The following is a 14,598-nucleotide window of genomic DNA, read 5'->3' as shown; positions in this document are numbered from 1 at the left end:
CCATGTCTTGGAGATAATTTATTGATGCATTCATGCAGGTGGGAGGCTAGGTCGTGAATTTGTAGAGCATTTGTAGCGGTGTTGTAGAGTCTTCCCGAATAATGACTCAGCAAAATGACGTGAAGGTATATTCGGTGTTCCAGAAATCGGCGTAGCGGCCGCCGCGGCGCAGCAGTTCGTCGTGGCCGCCTTCTTCCACGATCCGGCCGCCGTCCAGAAAGACGATGCGGTCGGCGCGCCGGACGGTCCGCAGCCGATGCGCCACCATCACGACCGTCCGGCCCGCCATCAGGCGCTCGATGCCTTCGTGGACGGCCGCCTCGTTCACCGGGTCCAGCGCGGAGGTGACCTCGTCCAGCAGCACGATGGGCGCGTTCTTCAGCAGCGCCCGCGCGATCGAGACACGCTGGCGTTCGCCGCCGGACAGCAGCGCGCCGCCCTCGCCGACATTCGTCGCCCAGCCGCCGGGCAGCCGCTCGATCACCTCGTCCAGCCGCGCCGCGGCCGCCGCCGCGCGCACTTCGGCTTCGCCGGCGTCGGGACGGCCGAGACGTACGTTCTCCTCGATCGTGCCGTCGAAGAGATAGACCTCCTGGAAGACGATGGCGATCCGCGCCATCAACGCCTCGGTGCTGACGGCACGTACGTCCACGCCTCCCACGCGCACCGCGCCCGCGTCCACGTCGTAGAACCGTGCCGGCAACTGCAGCAACGTGCTCTTGCCCGCCCCGGACGGTCCGACGACGGCGAGCCGCTGCCCCTCCGGCACGGACAACGACACGTCGTCCAGCACCGTACGGCCCCCGTGCCTGAACACGACGGAGTCGAACTCCAGGGCATGGCCCGCCGGCGGGACCGGTTCGCGGGGTTCCGGCAGCGGCTCGGTGCGCAACAGCGTGTCGAGCCTCGCCAGCTCGGAACGCGCGCCGCGGAGCCGGCCGCCGAGGTCGGCCAGCGACAGCAGCGGATCGGCGCAGCGGGCGGCGAGCACCAGGATGGTCAGCACCTCCGCCGCGCCGATGCCCCCGCCGAGCGCCAGGTAGGCGCCCAGGACCAGCAGCGCCGTGAAGATCGCCTGCACGGTGAGTGCCAGGCCCAAGGTGCCGGGCAGCGCCGACAGCACGGTACGGCGGGAGGCGCGCCGGACTTCCCGCAGCGAGCCGTCGAGCAGCTCGAAGCGTTCGCCGGTCCGGCCGCCGGCCCGCAGCACCGGCTGGGCCTGGAGATACTCGATGACCCGTCCCGTGGCCTCGTGGTCGCGTTCGTGGCGGTCCTCGTCGGCGGCGGCCATCGAGCGTCCCGTCCAGATCTGGACCGCCGCCACGACCGGGACGGCGACCAGTGCGGCCAGGCCCAAGGGCGGGTTGAAGGCGAGCATCACCGCGACGATCGTCAGCGGGGTCACGCAGGCGGAGACGAACGGCGCCAGCAGATGCGCGATCACGCTCATCGCCTGCAGGACGCCGCGGCTGGCCAGCACGGACACCTCACCGACCCGGCCGGCGCCGTACCAGCCCAGCGGCAGGCGGGCCAGATGATCGCCGAGCCGGTGGTACATGCCGCGCAACAGCACCGTCCCGACGCGGAAACCGGACAGATCGCTGCGATAGCGCAGCACGGCGTAGACCGCGACCGCGGCCCCGAACGCGACCAGCCACGGCCCGGCGTCCGCGGGCGCGCTCCCGAACAGCGCCCGCAGCACGGGAACGAGCAGCGCGTAGGACAACCCCTCGGCCACCGCGGTCGTCGTCATCAGGGCCACGGTGCGACGCACCGGCCGGGCGTACTCGTCTCCGAGCACGCGCAGCAGCATTCGGATCATCGGGGCTCATCTCCCTGCGGTACGGTTTCGATCCCGCCGGCGACCGCCGACCGGTGGGATCTCCAGAGCGCGGCGAACTTTCCGTTCCGCGCCAGCAGCTCGGCGGGCGTGCCGCGCTCGACGATCGACCCGTTCTCCAGCATCACGACGGTGTCGGCGCCGGCGATCGTCTCCAGGCGATGGGCGATGACCAGCACCGTGCGATCGCCCGACGGCGTGGCCAGGGTTCGGCGTACGGCCTGCTCGGTGTGCGGGTCGGCGAAGGCGGTCGCCTCGTCGAGCACCAGGACGGGCGTGGCGGCGAGCAGCGCGCGTGCGATCGAGATCCGCTGCGCCTCGCCGCCCGACAGCCCGGTCTCTTCATGGAGCACCGTCTCGTACCCGCGCGGCAGCTCGAGGATGCGCTCGTGGACATTCGCCAGCCGGGCGGCGCGAACCACGTCATCGTGGCCGGCGTGCGGCACCGCCAGCGCGATGTTCTCCGCGACCGACGCGCGCAGCAGGCGGACGTCCTGGAAGACGAAGGAGACCAGCCGATACAGGTCCTGGCTGCCGAGCTCGCGCAGATCGGCACCGCCCAGGACGACCGAGCCGTGGGTCGGGTCGAAGAACCGCGGCAACAGCTGGACCAGCGTGGACTTCCCGCTCCCCGACGGCCCGACGACCGCGGTGACCGTCCCCGGTTCGAGCACCAGGTCGATCCCGCGCAGCACCTCGTGATCGGCTTCGTACCCGAACCGGACGCCACGCAGCTCCACCCGGTGGCCCCGCGGCGCGACCGGACGCGCGGGCTCCGGCAGCGACCGCACCGCGAGCACGTCCCGGATCCGGCCGACCGCCCGCCGGGCGGCCTGCATGTCGTCGAAGCCGTGGCCGAGGGCCGCCACGGGAGCGGTCAGGCCCAGCCCGAGCAGCAGGAAGGGCAGCAGGTCGGGCGGGGTCAGGCCACCGTTCATGATCAGGGCCGCGCCGCCGATCAGCACGACCAGCAGCACGAACGGCGGCGACAGCGCCAGCTGCATCCCCGCGGCGATCGCGGAGACAGCGCGCACCCACCGGAAGAAGGTGGCGGCGAAATCGTCCGCGGCCGTGCGGAACCTGCGGTGGGCGCGCTCGGATCCGCCGAACGCCTTGACCACCGAGATGCCCTGCACGAACTCGACGGCCGAACTCGCGATCCGTCCCATGGCCGCGTCGAACTCCTCCTGCTCGCGCAGCCGGGCCGGGGTCATCATCAGGGGGACCAGCGCCACGGCCAGCACCACCGGTATCAGCGTGATCAGCGTGAGCCGCCAGTCGACGGTGAACAGGTAGATCAGCGACACCAGCGGCACCACGAACGCGGTGACCAGCTCGCCGGGGGTGTGGGCGATGAACGGGTGCACGGCGCTCACGTCCTCCCCGACCACCTTCGCCAGCTCGCCGGTCCGGCGCCGGGAGAACCAGCCGATCGGTACGCGTCCCAGCCGCGCGGCCAGCTGCCGGCGGAACGACAGCTGCACCTGGCCGTCGAGGACGTGCCCGATCCCGGACGAGGCGGCCGTGAACAGCAGCCGTACGAACAGGCCGGCCGCGCCCGCGATGACGACGGTCCAGACGTGACCGTGATCGGCCGGGCCGGGCGACAACAGCGTACGGCCCAGTTCGACGACCGCCAGCAGCGGCGCCAGCCCCGCGACAGCGCCGATGACCTGCAGGATCACAACGGTGGCGAAACTCCATCCGTAGGGGCGCAGCAGCCTTGCCATGCCCGGTCCCGCCGCGGGACCGGGGGGCGAGGACCGGTCAGTGGTGCTCATCGGTGCGTCGATGCGCTGGCTGGGGCTCTCATGACCGGAAATTCTCGTCCGGCTGCGGTTCCATGGCGTCCCGCAGGCGGAGTCATCTGCCACTACCGCACCGGGATCACCGACCGGCCGGACTACGACGCCGGGAGTAGTCGGGTCTTCCCGTTGGCGCCGGTGATGACGAGCCTCAGCACGTCCGTCCCGAGCCCGCCCTCCCACCCGAAGACGGCCGCCGGTTACAGGTCGGCGAGGAAGTCCAGCGCGACGGCCCAGGCGCGCTCGGCAGCTTGCGCGTTGTAGTCGGGCAGGTCGGGGTCGGTGAACAGGTGGCCGACGCCCGGATAGCGGAAGACCTCCACGTCGGTCCGCGCCCGGCGCATCCGGATGTACCAGGCGTTCAACCAGTCGGCGGGTTCGTAGGTGTCGGGATCGGCGACGTGAAGCTGGACCGGCAGGTCGTCGGCCGAGAGGTCGTCGGCCATGTCGGAGGTGCCGTGCATCAGCAGCAGCCCTCGAGACTGCTCGTCACCCAGGGCGAGGTTCTGGGCGATCGCCGCGCCGAGGGAGAAGCCCGCGTACACCAGGCCGTCCGGGGACAGCGGGGCCGCTGCAGTCACGGCCCGCTTCAGCAGCTCATCGCGGCCGATCTCCTCCTTGATCGCGGTCCCCTCCTCGGGTGTGTCGACGACGCGGCCGTCGTACAGATCGGGGACGTGCACCTCGTGGCCGGCCGTCCGCAACCGGTCAGCGGCCTGGTGGACGGCGGGCCGCAGGCCGTACATCGAGTGCAAGAGGAGAATTCGTGCCATGCGCCGCAGCTTAGCCAGCGCCCGGGGTGGTGCTGACGCGGCATTCCCGGAATTGGCGACGGGTTCCACGTGAAGATCAAGCTGATCTCAGGATTCATCCGCTGCCGCGCCGCCTGGGCGCAGCGCCGGGGAGGGCGGGTCGGGGCGCATGGGCGGGCCGGAGGGTTGGGGCGCTTGGCTTGGACCGCCGGACAGTGGCCCGCACGACGACCGGTCCGGGACTGTCTCGCCGTGCGCCGCCTCCCGGGTTGCCGATGGCTGCGAGTGAGGACAGCATGGCCCGGGTGCCGTGGGGAGGGATCGTGGACGACGAGGCGAAGCGGGCAGTGGCACGGGCGTACGGGCTGGGGGAGCCGGTCGGGCCGGCCGTGTACGCGGCGCGCGGCGAGCTGGGCCGGATCTGGCGGCTGGACACGGGGCGCGGTTCGTGGGCCGTGAAGGAGTTGCTCGTGTCCGCCGAGGAGAGCGCCGCGCGGCAGGACGCCGCGTTCCAGCTGGCCGCCGGGAAGGCAGGGGTGCGCCTGCCGCGGCACGTCACGACGGTTGAGGGCGACGTACTGCTCGACGGGAGGTGGCGGGTCTACGAATGGGTGGATCTGGTGCCGGGTGAGGTGGTCACGGCGGCCGAGCTCGGCGTGGTGACGGCCGGGCTGCATGGGGTGGGGCACCCGGCGACGGGGCCGGTGGTCCCGTGGTTCGCGGAGCCGGTCGGCCGGGACGCGTGGGAGGAGCTGGCGGCGGCCGGGGGTGAGTGGGCGCCGACGCTGGAGCGGGCGCTTGCCGATCTCGTCGCGCTGGACTCTCTGGTCGCCTCGCCCGGGTCTTCCATCACCACCTGCCATCGCGACGTCAACGTGGAGAACGTGTGCCGGGCAGCCGGCGGCGGCGTGATCGTGCTGGACTGGGAGAACTGCGGGCCGGCGCGCCCGGCGTTCGAGCTGGCGGGGATCCTCGTCGATCTGCCCCTGGAGGACGCGGTCGCGGCCTACCGGGCCTATCGGGGCGCGGGTGGGCCTGCGGTGGTGGCCGAGCCGGCCGACTTCTCGATGGCGATCGTGGTGCAGGGGCATTTGCTGGAGTTCTACGCCAGGCGTGCCCTGTCACCTGAGGAGTCGGACGAGAATCGCGGCAGGGCCCGGGCCCGGTTGCACGCGATGCTCGACCGGCCGCTGACACCGGCGAGGATCGACCGCATCCTGGCGGCGCTCTGAGCCCCTCCCGGCTCTGACGGCCCGCGCGCGCCGCTCGTCTGGCGCGCTCCCTGCTGTCCTCAGTTTCCCGAGACAGTGACGCTCCTAAAGGCGACGTCGGTACCACCATGGTCGCCGCGGTCACACGCTTGATCGCTACGGCAGCGGCCTACTATCGCGATCTTAAACGCTCTGTTTAAAACAGTAAGTTGACATCGGTTTGAGTGTTGCGGCATCGTGAGCACATGCCCACAGATGCCGATCACCACCTCGACCCCTTCACTCCTCCGCAGCCGGAGCAGGCGCGCGCGCAACGCGTGTACGCGTCCCTGTTCCGGATCGCCGAGCGGCACGCGGTCACCGATGAGCAGCGCGGCCGGCAGGTCCATGCGTCGGCCATCGGCCCGCACGAAGCCGTCCGGCTCGTGACGTTCCTGCTCAGCGGAGCCGCACGGCTCGATGACGGCGAGCCGGAGGTCGACCACGCCGACATCACCGCGGCGTTGAGCCTCCTTCCGCTGGTGCGCGGGGAGCTGGACGCGCTGGAGGTCAGCCTGCTGGAGATGGCGCGGGGGCGCGGCATGACCTGGCAGGAGATCGCGTTCGGGCTCGGGCTCGGCACCGCCCAGGCCGCCAGGCAACGCCACGAACGCCTCGCGGACCGTGTCGAAGACCTGGAGTAGCACGGACCTCCACACCCCTGCTTCGGAGGATGTCCGTCGTTGGTGTGGGTGTTGTGCCGGCGGCGAAGTTCGGGGCGGTCTCTCCGCGTCTGGATGAACGCGCCCCGGGGGCCGGCTTGACCTTGTCGCCAGCGTCAGCCTTTATCGTCGCGACATGAGCAGCTTCGATCGGGTCACCCTCCTCAAGCACGACCAGAGCTTCTTCGATGCCCTGGTGGCGAGCGATCTCGCCGTTCTGGAGGAGCTACTGGCCGACGACTTCGTCCTGGTCGGGGTCGAGGACGGGGCCGTCGCCGACAAAAGGATCCTGCTCGACCTGGTGGCCTCCGGCTCCCTGCGGTTCCCGCGGATCCACTCGTTCCTGGACGAGGCGATCGTCCGGGTCATCGGCACAGTAGGCATCGTCGTCGGGCGTACCGGCATGAACTTCACCAATCCCGACGGCACCACGTTCAGCGCCGGAAGCCGCTACACCCACGTTTACGTCGCCGACGCCCGCGGCGCCTGGCGCTTTGTCTCAGCCCAGGGCACGGCGATCAAGGCTTGATACCCGGCGCGGGCGTCTGGGTCGCGGGTTCGGGCAGGCGACGCCGGCCGGGGTCCGCGCCTACCTGAATGAGGCCGACAAGAAGATCGCCGGCAGATCCGCGGTTGCGACGGTGCTCAGGCGGGTCGCCGCGTCTCGCTGGGTCGCGGTCGCCGCGGGGGTCATCGTCCTTGCGAGCCGGCCAGGTCGGACCGGCGGGCGACGTACAGGATCCGGTCGTGTTCGTCCTCGTCGGCCGGGTCCCGTGCGGACGTCCCCACCAGCCCGTGGGTGGCCACGACGTGCAGTCCGGCCTGCTCGGCCGCCTCGCGTACCGTCCGCTCGGAATGGTGCCGTTGCACGTGGCGCATCGACAGCCGCTCCCAGCCCGCCCCGTTCCGTTCGAACAGGTCGAACTGCGTGATCACGACAGCGTCGGCCTCGATCCGCGGGGACTCCGCGAACCAGGCCACGTACCGGTCGCCCCGGTCGGCGACCGTGGGGACGCTGAACATGCGGCGGTAGTAGCCGATGGTGTTCAGGTCGAAGACCAGCACCCCGTCCTCGGTGAGCTGGTCGCGCGCGGCCGTCAGCGCCTGTCGCAGCTGCTCCGTGCCGGTCAGGTACGTCATCGGCACGTCCACGCAGGCGACCACGTCGAAGCCGGTCAGTCCGGGCGGGGGCTCCTGCAGCCGTCCCACCAGGAACCGGATCTCCTCGGCCCCGGGCCGGCGGCGGGCCGTCGCGACCATCGCGGGGGACAGGTCGTAGCCGGTCACCTCGAACCCGCGCTCGCGGAAGGCCACGCTGCTGCGGCCGGTTCCGCAGCCGGCGTCCAGGAGCCGCCGTCCGCCCGACCCGTACCGATCGGCCGCCTCCACGAAGCGGGCCACCAGGCTGGAGGTGTCCAGCTGCGCGTTCAGCTCGTCGTAGCGGGCCGCGATGCCCTCGTAGGCGGCCAGCGTCTCGTCCACGTGCGACATGCGTGCCTCCCGGATGCGGGTGTCCCGCCGCGGCGCGAGCCGTGCCGGGCCGTTGGGCCCGGCACAGCCGATGGAGATGGACTACCAGATGAACCATGCCTGCCGGTTGACCCGGCGGCCGGTGACCCGGTGCAGCAACTTCCTCACGGAGCTCACCTCCTTCCTGACGACCGAGGGTGGTCAGGTCTGATGCGGGATCCGGCGCAGCTGGAACGGGGGAGGGGTGATGATGCCCGCGACGTGGGGCTGCCCGTGACCGCCGCGTACCTCGAGGCGGGCGCCGTCGGTCACGGCGGCGAGCAGGTCGGAGGCCAGGTTGCGGGCGACGACGGCGCCGGCGCAGGTGAACGAGCCGCCGCCGAAGGGCAGGTAGGGCCCACGGGAACCGGGGCCGTCCCATCTGCCGGGCCGGAAGCGGGTGGCCTGCGGCCAGTGCCGTTCGTCGCGGTGCAGGAGGTAGGCGCAGACCGACACGCTTTCTCCCGGTTCCAGCCGTACGCCGCCGACCTGGTGGGCGCGGAGTACGGGGCGGCCCATCAGCCAGGCCACCGGCCACAGCCGCAGCGACTCCCGTACAGCCGAGTCCGCGGGCACGGTCGCCAGGTCGACGCCGTCGGTCGCGGCCGCCAGCAACGCCCAGGCGACCACGTGGCTCACGGGCGCCACCGAGGTTCGGAACAGCAGCAGGTACACCTGGGCGAGCTGGGCGGCAGGCGTATCGGGCGGGGCGGCCTCGAGTATGGCGTCCAGCAGGTCGCCGGGCAGGTCGCGGCGCGGACCGGCCCGCCGCGCGAGCACCTCGACGGCGAGTGCCCGCACCACGCGCACCCACAGCGCCCGCCGCATCGCGCTCGCCAGCCGGCCGCTGGGGCGGATCAGGACATCGTTCCGCACCACCTGCGCCATCAGCTCCCGCAAGGGCGGCGGGCTGTCCGGCCGCAGCAGCGCCTCGGCCAGGAACCGGTACGCGGCGGCGCGCCCGGCCGAGGGCCACTCGCTGACCTCCCCGAGTTCGGCGACCACGGCGGGCAGCCGCTCGCGATGCGCGGCCAGATGGGCGCGTAACGTCGCGCGGGCCGCCCGTCCGATCGCGACCTGCGTCTCCCGCGGCTCCAGCCGGCCGCCGCGGACGTGGAAGAAGTCGGACACGTCGTCGTAGTGGCCCTCCTCGTCCTGCAGCACCCGCAGGGCCTCCGCCGGGTCGGCCACGCACAGCGAACCGTCGTCGGGCAGCCGGAACACCGGGCCCCGCTCGCGGGCCGCGTGCTCGACGAACCCCAGCGGGTCCCGCCGGTACCACCGCGCCGCCCCGCCCGGCCACGGCCGCGTCGCGCCGGAAGCGGCCCGATCCGGTCCTCCGACCGTTGTCATTCCCACCTGCCCCATTTCGGGTGTACGCGCACGCCCGCCGGTACGTGGTCGACACCAAATCAGGAATAGTGCCGGTTAATAAGTTAACGCCGAGGAGTATCGCCACTGAATTTACAGAATTGGTGGAATCTCGGCAATGAATGCGTTGCGTCGTAATGGCATTGCTGACCGTATGCGCCGTGCATGAACTGGGCTACTTCGATGTCAAAAGGAAGTCGCGCTACATATCCGAGAGCGTGAAATGGCATTTCAAAGGCGCGCCGCCACCCGGAGCCCGCGACGCCGCGCCGGGATCGCGGCGTCGCGGGCTCGGGCTTCCGGGCGCCCCGCTACGAGCCGACCGCGCACGCGCGGGTGATCGTCTGGACGACGCCCGCCCCCGCGTGGTCGCCGGCCGTCGCGCGGGTTGGTCACCAGCGCGGTCCATCCGCCGCCGGCTTTGGCCGATTCGACCAGCGCCGCCTTGATCCGCTCGCCGTTTCGGTCGGGATGTTGCTGGGCGATGATGGCGGCGGCCCCCGCGACGTGCGGCGCCGCCATCGAGGTCCCGTTGTGCGCCATGTGGCCCCCCGCCGAGGTTGGCGGCCACGATGTCGGTTCCGGGTGCGGAGATGTCCGGGTTGACCGCGTGGTCGAACGAGCGCGGGCCCCGGCTGGAGAAGTCGGCCGTCCGGTCGTCGCGGTCCACCGCCCCCACGGTGAGCGCCGCGTCCGCGCTGCCCGGCGAGTTCACGGTGCCGGGCGCTCGGACGTTGCCCGCGGCGATCACGAAGAGCGTGCCCTTGGTGGCCGACAGCGTGTTCACGGCCAGTTCGAGCGGGTCGAGCCGGGAGTGTCCTGGCCGCCGAGGCTCATGTTGACCACCTTTGCCGCCCGCGGTCAGGCCGAGGCCGGCGAAGCCGCGGGCCTGCCTGGCTCCCGCGGGCAGGCCCGACTGACTGATGATCGGGATGTCGGGGCGGTCGGCGTCGCCGTACCGGGAGGAGAGCAGCCCCGGTCAGCAGCGTCACCGTTCCCGCGGCCGGGGGAGGCGCTCCGGGGATCGGGGGAGCGCCTGAGAGTGCCAGCGAGAGCAGAACCTTGATTATACGCACCTGCAGCGTGGGGGCGGGCCGCTCGGGGTGCTACGAGCGGCCCGCCGTCACCGTCCGGTCAGATGATCTTGCGGTAGATCCGGGACGCGATCGCCTGGGCCGCGCTCTCCCTGCCGAACTCCTGGTAGACCCGCGACGTGATCTCCACGGCCTTGGGCGAGTAGGCGGGGTAGAAGGCCTTCCCGCACTCCAGGTCCTTCAGCGCCGCCTTGATCTCCTTGTCCAGGTACGGCTTGGCCTCCGCCGGCTTCAGGTTCGGCCGGAAGATGACGGGCTTGCCCTTCGGGGCCTGGGGCAGTTCGCCCTTCCAGGCCTTCCTGGCGACCTCCGAGGCCTGCCGTACGATCTTCGTGTGGCTCAGGCCGTCCAGCGCGGTCGGCCTGGTCTCGCCGACCCCCAGGCACGTGGCGAACTGCTTGCCCAGCCGCACGAGCTCCTTGTCCTGGTCGAGGACGCTCAGCGACTTCTGCACCGCCGCTTCGAGCTGGTCGTAGTAGTCCTCCTGGGAGGTGACGGTCTTGCCCAGCACGTCCTTGACCACCTGGGAGAAGCAGGCGTCGTCGGCGGCGCGCCACTTCTTCAGGTCGGCGGCCGAGAGGGACATCAGGGTCTTGTTGTTCGGGTTGTCCGGCGAGGTGGGGTTGACCACCTCGTCCTTCGGATAGACGTTCGGGGACCAGACGCCGAAGCCGTACCTGGCCCGGTACGTCCGCAGCGCCTTGAGGTCGCCCGCGAGCCGTTCCCGCTCCCCGGGCTGCCACCGGCGCTCGGGCGCGAGCGCGGCCACGTAGGCGAGGCCCTGCTCGGTCATGCAGGCGACGCGCTTGTCCTCCATCTGCCGCTGCCTGTCGTACGCGGCGTCGTCCCCGGGCGGTGCGGCGAGAGCGCCGAACGAACCGGCGAGCAGGGTGGCCGCGACGGCCTTGGCGATGAACATGGGTAGTTCTCCTTCATCCAAATGTGGGCATGCGAAACAGAACTCCCGGCCGAAAAGGCCGGATCTGGGGGAAAGTCTCAGCAGGGGATCTTCATGCGGGACGCCTTCGGCGACACCTCGGGCAGCCCCGGGACGAGGTCGGCGGCGAGCACGGCGACGCCGTTCACCGAGCCCTTCTTCTCGAAGTACTCGCCCTCGGGCAGCTTCACCTTCTTGGCCTCGGTGATCACCGTGCGCTCGCCCAGGTAGCGATAGGTCTGACGGTCGAAGATCAGCTCGGACCGGCGGCCGTCGCCCTCGTCCATGGCGACGGACAGCCCGGGGCGGCCGGAGACGTCCACGGCGTCGCCGATGAGCACGATGCCGTCCAGCCCGGCGGCCACCTGGTAGAGCGCGGCGCCCAGGCTGGGCCGTACCACGGACTCGCGGATCAGGCCCTGGAGGGCGGTCCAGATGCGCAGCGGCTCCTCGCCCGTGTCGGCCACGATCTTCGCGCGCACCTGGGCGGGGTCCGTCGGCCAGGCGCCCAGCCGGGCGTAGGCCGGTTGGCCGGGGCAGCCCGACGACTCGGAGAGGATGTCCTCGACGCCGCGGTCCCAGAACTTCCGGGGCGCCGGTCCCGTGGCCGACAGGGCCTGCTTGCGGCTCAGCCAGGGCTTGCCCACGTCGGCGGCCTCCCAGCGCTCCTCGTTGACCATCACCTTGGTGTACTGCGTCGTGCCCGCCTTGTCCTTGGTGTACAGGCTTTGCTGGGCGAGCGTCTTGGTGTGGACGTACTGGCCGCGGGACGGCACCGTGTCACCCTGGTCGGCGGCGGCCCGCGCGGCCAGGGTGAGCAGTGCCTTGGCGTCGGCCGGAGGCGCGGCGAGCAGGTTTCCGGGGGTGTGCGGGGCGGAGCCGCCCAGGCCCACCTCGGTGACGAGGATGCCGGCGGTGAGCGTCACCGCCATCGCGCCGACCAGGATCACGCGCCGGGCCGGCAGCACGGTGGCCCACCTGCGGCGGCCGAGCTGGGACGCCTGCGCCTGCCGGGCCTGCCGGAGGAAGCGGTCCCGCCCCGCCGCGGCGGCCCGCGGCGTGGGGTCCGGCTCCGTGAACACGGCCTCGATCAGCTTGAGCTCGTCCATCACCACTCCTTCATCGGGTTGACGTCGCCCAGGGCGGTACGCAGCTTCTTCCTCGCCCTGTTGATCCGGGACCCGACGGTCCCGATCGGTATGTCCAGCGCCGTGGCGATCTCCTCGTAGCCGAGCCCGCCGAACACGAGCAGGAACACCGCGTCGCGATCGCCCTTCGCGAGCCCTTTCAGCCCGCGCACGAGCTCCGGCCTGCTGGCCTCCGCCGCGAGCTGTGAGGTCACCCGGTCCTCGTGCCCGTCGGCGGAATCCTCGGCCGGGACCTTGCTGAGGGCGTTCAGGCGGCGCCCTTCTCTGCGGCGGTGCCGGGCCACGACATTCGTCGCGATGCCGTATAACCACGACCGCACGGTGCCTCGGTCGGAGTCGAAGCCGCCTCTGCCGTTGAACGCGATCAGGAAGGCGTCCGCGACCATGTCCTCGACGTGCTCGCTGCCGAGCCGGGCGGCCAGATATCGGTAGAGCTCGTTGAAGTACCGGTCGTACAGGAGAGCGAAAAGGTCAGGGTTGTCCATCGACCGCTCGACCACGGTGACGTCTTCCATCACGTCACTGGCGTCAGGTGGTGCAACCATGGCGTCCTTTCGGAGGGAACTGTCACCCCGGAGTTCGCCGCTCAGCCGGTTTTCTTCACGGCCGTGTTTCAGCCCAGGTCGAGGCGGGCGAGTTCGGTGCGGGTGGTGACGCCGAGCTTGGGGAAGGCGCGGTAGAGGTGGTGGCTGACGGTCTTGGGGCTGAGGAACAGCTGGGCGGCGATCTCCCGGTTGGTGACACCCGTGGCGGCCAGGCGTACCACCTGGAGTTCCTGGGGTGAGAGCGAGGCGGCCAGGTCGGGGGCGCCCTGGGCGACGGTCTCGCCCGCCGCGCGCAGCTCGGCGCGCGCCCGTTCGGCCCACGGCGCGGCGCCGACGCGTTCGAAGGTCTCCAGCGCCGAGCGCAGGCGGGTCCTGGACTCGTTCTTGCGGCGGGCGCGGCGCAGCCACTCGCCGTGGAGCAGGTCGGTGCGGGCCCGTTCGTAGGGGCGGTTCGCGTCGGCGTGCGATCGTACGGCCTGCTCCCAATGCCGCTCCGCCTCCGCGTCGTCGGTGGCGAGCAGGGCCCGGCAGCGGTGCAGCACGGCCTCCGCCCACGGATGGCGGGCGGCGGCGGCCCAGGACTCGAAGCGGGCCAGCGGTTGCGCGGCGCGGGCGGGCAGGCCCAGCCGTACGGCGGCCTCGATCTGGTCGGGAGCGAAGTAGACGGGCATGATCTGGTGCCGGAGCGGCCCCCGGGCGGCGGCGTCGAAGCGCTCCAGCGCGGCCTCGAAGCGGCCCTGACCGAGGTCCAGCAGGCCGAGCGCCCACTCGGCCCAGCCCACGATCGTCGCCACCGGATGGGCGCTGACGTGCGCGATCGTGCGCTCGGCGAGCTCGCGGCAGTCCTGCTCCCGGCCCTGGACGGCAGCCACCATGGCCATGACGCTCTCGAAGTGCGCGATGCGGTGCGTCTGGCCGATGTCGGTGGCGAGCCGGCGTCCCTCGGTCGCGGTCGTGACGGCGTCGCGGAAGCGCCCGAGGTACATCTGGTGGATCGCCAGCACCGCCTGGGCGAGCGGCAGCAGCCCGATCATGCCGTCGGCCCGGCACTCCTCGATCGCCGCGTGGGCGATGGCGAGCCCGTTGTCGAAGTCGCCCGAGATCCCGGCCAGCGAGCAGATGCTGATCCGCAGGGCCGTCATGCCGGAGGGGATCGCCGCGGCCAGGTCGATGAGCTCGCGGAACGGCGGCAGCGCCCGGTCCAGGTCGCCGGCCAGGAAATCGGCCATCGCGTGGGCCGCCCGGACAAACCCGTCGAGCCCGTCCTCCGGCGTCAGCGGCAGGCCCGCCAGCCCCGCCGAGGACTCGGCGACGGCCGCCGGATCGCTCAGGTACCACGCGTTGCGCACCGCGTCGAGCAGGAGGAGCGCCGCGCCCCTGCGGTCGAGGCCGGCGATGGCGGCGGCGCCGTCGACGAGGATCCGGTGGGCTTCCTGCACCGCGCCCCGGTCGAACGCGATCCGGCCGCGCAGCCCCGCCAGCCGGGCGAGGGTCAGCGGGTCGTCGCCCAGCCGCCGGGCCTGATCGGCCAGGACCTGCGCGTGCTCCAGGTCGCCGGCGTCCGCGGCGGCCTCGGCCGACAGAGCCAGCCGCCGGGCACGTTCGGCCAGGCCGGGGGTGAGCCGGGCCGCCCGCTCCAGGGCCGCGGCGGCCGCGGCGTGGCCCGCGCGTTCGCGGGCGCGGCC

At 71.8% G+C, this 14,598-nt stretch carries 13 protein-coding genes and 1 pseudogene; 3 read left to right on the top strand and 11 right to left on the bottom strand.

Translation table 11 applies throughout. The annotated features are described in order from the left end of the window. Window positions 1-106: 106 nt before the first annotated feature. The 3 genes from ABZX61_RS63380 to ABZX61_RS63370 form a co-directional block, all read right to left on the bottom strand. A complete protein-coding gene (locus tag ABZX61_RS63380; RefSeq protein ID WP_355212371.1) occupies window positions 107-1,822 on the bottom strand; it encodes an ABC transporter ATP-binding protein in 1,716 nt (571 codons plus the stop codon). Continuing rightward, window positions 1,819-3,570, bottom strand: a complete 1,752-nt coding sequence (locus ABZX61_RS63375) for an ABC transporter ATP-binding protein (RefSeq protein WP_355212368.1) — start codon at window positions 3,568-3,570, stop codon at window positions 1,819-1,821. Before ABZX61_RS63375 ends, ABZX61_RS63380 begins: the two co-directional genes overlap by 4 nt. 275 nt (window positions 3,571-3,845) lie before the next feature. After that, window positions 3,846-4,418 carry a dienelactone hydrolase family protein gene (locus ABZX61_RS63370; RefSeq protein WP_355212365.1) on the bottom strand — a complete coding sequence of 191 codons (573 nt, stop codon included), beginning with the start codon at window positions 4,416-4,418 and terminating at the stop codon, window positions 3,846-3,848. A gap of 254 nt (window positions 4,419-4,672) precedes the next feature. Between ABZX61_RS63370 and ABZX61_RS63365 the strand changes: the two genes are divergently transcribed. From ABZX61_RS63365 to ABZX61_RS63355, 3 genes are all read left to right on the top strand, one after another. Further along, window positions 4,673-5,629 carry an aminoglycoside phosphotransferase family protein gene (locus ABZX61_RS63365; RefSeq protein WP_355212362.1) on the top strand — a complete coding sequence of 319 codons (957 nt, stop codon included), beginning with the start codon at window positions 4,673-4,675 and terminating at the stop codon, window positions 5,627-5,629. Window positions 5,630-5,853: 224 nt separating this feature from the next. Continuing rightward, on the top strand, window positions 5,854-6,291 hold the full coding sequence (locus ABZX61_RS63360) for a DNA-binding protein (RefSeq protein ID WP_355212359.1): 438 nt from the start codon (window positions 5,854-5,856) through the stop codon (window positions 6,289-6,291). A 154-nt stretch (window positions 6,292-6,445) separates the two neighbouring features. Further along, the gene (locus ABZX61_RS63355; protein WP_355212357.1) at window positions 6,446-6,838 is read left to right on the top strand and encodes a nuclear transport factor 2 family protein; all 393 of its coding nucleotides are present in this window, start codon (window positions 6,446-6,448) and stop codon (window positions 6,836-6,838) included. A gap of 161 nt (window positions 6,839-6,999) precedes the next feature. Here the strand turns inward: ABZX61_RS63355 and ABZX61_RS63350 are convergent, their stop codons facing one another. The 8 genes and pseudogenes from ABZX61_RS63350 to ABZX61_RS63315 all read right to left on the bottom strand — a co-directional run. After that, window positions 7,000-7,800, bottom strand: coding sequence for a class I SAM-dependent methyltransferase (locus ABZX61_RS63350; protein WP_355212355.1), 801 nt, complete (start codon window positions 7,798-7,800; stop codon window positions 7,000-7,002). A gap of 180 nt (window positions 7,801-7,980) precedes the next feature. Next, window positions 7,981-9,171 carry a cytochrome P450 gene (locus ABZX61_RS63345; RefSeq protein ID WP_355212352.1) on the bottom strand — a complete coding sequence of 397 codons (1,191 nt, stop codon included), beginning with the start codon at window positions 9,169-9,171 and terminating at the stop codon, window positions 7,981-7,983. A gap of 249 nt (window positions 9,172-9,420) precedes the next feature. Next, window positions 9,421-9,732 carry a S8 family serine peptidase gene (locus tag ABZX61_RS63340; RefSeq protein WP_355212349.1) on the bottom strand — a complete coding sequence of 104 codons (312 nt, stop codon included), beginning with the start codon at window positions 9,730-9,732 and terminating at the stop codon, window positions 9,421-9,423. A gap of 76 nt (window positions 9,733-9,808) precedes the next feature. Beyond that, window positions 9,809-9,976, bottom strand: a pseudogene (locus ABZX61_RS63335) (S8 family serine peptidase); the annotation flags it as partial. Between the two features lie 347 nt (window positions 9,977-10,323). Next, window positions 10,324-11,202 carry a hypothetical protein gene (locus ABZX61_RS63330; protein ID WP_355212347.1) on the bottom strand — a complete coding sequence of 293 codons (879 nt, stop codon included), beginning with the start codon at window positions 11,200-11,202 and terminating at the stop codon, window positions 10,324-10,326. 77 nt (window positions 11,203-11,279) lie between these two features. Next, window positions 11,280-12,329: a CU044_5270 family protein gene (locus ABZX61_RS63325; protein WP_355212344.1), complete on the bottom strand. Its 1,050-nt coding sequence runs from the start codon at window positions 12,327-12,329 to the stop codon at window positions 11,280-11,282. Beyond that, complete coding sequence (locus tag ABZX61_RS63320; RefSeq protein ID WP_355212341.1) at window positions 12,329-12,913, bottom strand: RNA polymerase sigma factor; 585 nt, start codon at window positions 12,911-12,913, stop codon at window positions 12,329-12,331. The genes ABZX61_RS63325 and ABZX61_RS63320 overlap by 1 nt, the downstream gene beginning before the upstream one ends. Before the next feature lie 68 nt (window positions 12,914-12,981). Beyond that, window positions 12,982-14,598 (bottom strand): LuxR C-terminal-related transcriptional regulator (locus ABZX61_RS63315; RefSeq protein ID WP_355212338.1); only part of this gene is annotated, 1,617 nt, incomplete at its 5' end.

Origin of the sequence: Nonomuraea sp. NPDC003709, assembly GCF_040610775.1 — a bacterium.
In the GTDB taxonomy this organism is placed as follows: domain Bacteria; phylum Actinomycetota; class Actinomycetes; order Streptosporangiales; family Streptosporangiaceae; genus Nonomuraea; species Nonomuraea angiospora_A.
The sequence above is the reverse complement of the archived record's forward strand: the minus strand, read 5'-3'. Positions and strand labels throughout refer to the sequence as shown.